The organism is Microcystis sp. M53603_WE2 (assembly GCF_030065435.1).
The window spans coordinates 1-3,088 of sequence record NZ_JASJFF010000772.1 but is presented as its reverse complement, the minus strand read 5'-3'; the positions used below and the strand labels follow the sequence as shown (position 1 = coordinate 3,088).

Genomic DNA, 3,088 nt, shown 5'->3' with positions numbered 1-3,088 from the left:
AGAAATAGTCAAAAGACTGGGAAGACACCCCAACAAAGCCGAATTAGGAATGTTTGGCGTGATGTGGTCGGAACACTGCTGTTATAAAAACTCCCGGCCGCTGCTCAAACAATTCCCCACCACCGGCGAAAAAATTCTCGTCGGTCCGGGGGAAAATGCCGGAGTAGTGGATTTAGGCGATGGATTGCGATTAGCCTTTAAAATCGAGTCCCATAATCATCCTTCTGCGGTGGAACCCGTACAAGGTGCCGCTACCGGAGTCGGAGGCATCCTGCGGGATATTTTTACCATGGGGGCCCGGCCCATTGCTATCCTCAACTCCCTCCGTTTTGGTAACTTGGAAGATGCCCGCAATCGTCGCATTTTTGCCGGAGTCGTGGAGGGAATAAGTCATTATGGCAATAGTGTCGGCGTTGCCACGGTGGGCGGTGAGATATACTTTGATAATGCCTACAATGGCAATCCCCTCGTTAATGCCATGGCTTTAGGGCTAATGGAAACCGAGGAAATCGTCAAATCTGGGGCAAAAGGTCTAGGAAACCCAGTTTTATACGTTGGTTCTACCACCGGCCGCGACGGTATGGGAGGGGCGAGTTTTGCCAGCGCCGAATTAACCGATAAATCTATGGATGACCGGCCCGCGGTGCAAGTGGGCGACCCTTTTCTGGAAAAATCCCTGATAGAAGCTTGTTTAGAGGCATTTAAGACCGGCGCGGTGGTGGCGGCCCAGGATATGGGGGCCGCTGGGATCACCTGTTCTACTTCCGAGATGGCAGCCAAGGGAGGGGTGGGAATTGAATTAGACCTCGATAAAATCCCCGTCCGGGAAACTGGGATGGTCCCCTACGAATATCTGCTATCGGAATCCCAAGAAAGAATGTTATTTGTGGCAGCATCGGGACGAGAAGGCGAATTAATCGAGATTTTCCATCGTTGGGGACTTCAGGCTGTGGTCGCCGGCCAGGTAATTGCAGAACCGATCGTCCGTATATTATTTAAAGGGGAAATTGCCGCCGAAATTCCTGCCACGGCCCTAGCGGATAATACTCCGATTTATCATCGGGAATTACTGGCAGAACCGCCAGAATACGCCCAAAAAGCTCAATTATGGCAAGATAGCACGATTCCTATTCCCGAATCCTATAACGAGATTTTATTAAAACTGCTTGATAGTCCCTCGATTGCCTCAAAACGCTGGGTTTATCGTCAATATGACCATCAAGTCCAGAATAACACCGTTATTCTTCCCGGAGGAGCCGATGCGGCCGTGATTCGCGTGCGTCCTCTGGGTGCTAATCCCGCAAATTCTCGGCGAGGTGTAGCGGCGACTACAGATTGTAATCCGCGATACGTTTATCTTGATCCCTATAACGGAGCTAAGTTGGCCGTGGCGGAAGCGGCCAGAAACCTTAGCTGTGTTGGTGCTGACCCCATTGCTGTCACGGATAATCTCAATTTCGGAAGTCCAGAGAATTCAATCGGTTATTGGCAATTAGCCACTGCTTGTCAGGGTATTGCTGAAGCTTGTCGGGAAATGAATACACCGGTGACTGGGGGTAATGTCTCTTTGTACAACGAAACCGTTGACGCAGCTGGCAGCCCCCAGTCTATTTATCCGACTCCCGTGATTGGTATGGTGGGATTAGTGCCGGATATAGGGCAAATTTGCGGCCAAGGTTGGCAAAAAGCGGGGGATTTAATCTATCTTTTGGGTTTCTCTTTGCCAACTATCGGCGCTTCCGAATATTTAGCCGTTATTCACGGTTTGGTGACGGGAAAACCGCCGGTAATTGATTTTGAATTAGAAAGAAAGGTACAAGCGGCCTGTCGTCGAGGAATCCGCGCCGGTTGGGTGAAATCTGCCCACGATTGCGCGGAGGGAGGTTTAGCCACTGCTCTGGCAGAATGCTGTATTAGTGGCCAATTAGGGGCGGAAATTGACCTTTCTTGGCAAAATCAAGGCCGTTTTGACGCGGTGTTATTCGGAGAATTAGCTAGTTGCATTATTGTCTCCGTTTCCTCCGAAAATCGGCAAGATTGGGAAGAATACCTAAAGACACAATTAGGAGACTATTGGCAAATAACCGGCAAAGTTAGCGAAAAAAGCGAGAATCTTCGGATTTTTGACTGGAATAAACAACCGGCGATCGATGTTAGTCTAGAAACTATACAGCAAGTTTGGTCAAAAGCGATCGAAAGAAGGCTTTAGGGAAGGAGTCAGGAGACAGGAGACAGGAGACAGGAGACAGGAGTCAGTCCCGATGAAAAAATTTTCACCACCAGAGATGAAAGAGGTTTCCTTCCCTACACCCCACACCCTACACCCTCTTTCTAGTCAGGAGTCGGAAACTTAACCCGGATAACTGATAACTGTTCCCCACCCCTCAAATCCCGATAAATAAGGTGTTAAAAAGAGATTAAGATAAGTTAAGATTTTGTCTCAAAAGTAGCCCCAAGCCCCCACCATCCCATGTCTAGCCATCCCGACTCATCCCTATCCCTGAACCGCGTCGATAAGCCTGAAGAAGCCTGTGGAGTTTTTGGACTCTATGCCCCCGAGGAAGAAGTAGCAAAACTGACCTATTTTGGACTCTATGCCCTGCAACACCGAGGACAGGAATCGGCAGGTATTGCCACCTACGACGGGGAAACGGTGCATTGTTACAAAGAAATGGGCTTAGTTTCCCAAGTTTTTAGCGAAACTGTCCTTAAAACCTTGCCCGGTACTCACGCCGTCGGTCATACTCGTTACTCTACCACCGGTTCTAGCCGTCGGGCCAATGCCCAACCTGCTGTGATCGAAACCCGTTTAGGTAAACTTTCCCTAGCACATAATGGCAATTTAGTCAATACTTTTGAGTTAAGAAATGTATTGGAAAAGCGCGGTTGTGATCTCGTCACCACCACCGACTCGGAAATGATCGCCGTCGCTATCGGCCAGGAAGTGGATAGTGGCAAGGATTGGATACAAGCGGCGATCGATGCCTTTAGCTATTGTAGCGGGGCTTACAGCCTTGTTATCGGCACACCGACGGGAATTATCGGGGCGCGGGATCCCAATGGTGTCAGACCCTTAGTAATTGGGGTT

2 protein-coding genes are annotated in these 3,088 nt (G+C 49.5%); both read left to right on the top strand.

Annotated features, from left to right (window positions below; all coding sequences use genetic code 11):
• The coding region (purL, locus tag PX481_RS16605) for a phosphoribosylformylglycinamidine synthase subunit PurL (RefSeq protein ID WP_288095062.1) at nucleotides 1-2,209 on the top strand (2,209 nt) is incomplete at its 5' end.
• Between the two features lie 261 nt (nucleotides 2,210-2,470).
• The coding region (locus PX481_RS16600; RefSeq protein WP_288095061.1) for an amidophosphoribosyltransferase at nucleotides 2,471-3,088 on the top strand (618 nt) is incomplete at its 3' end.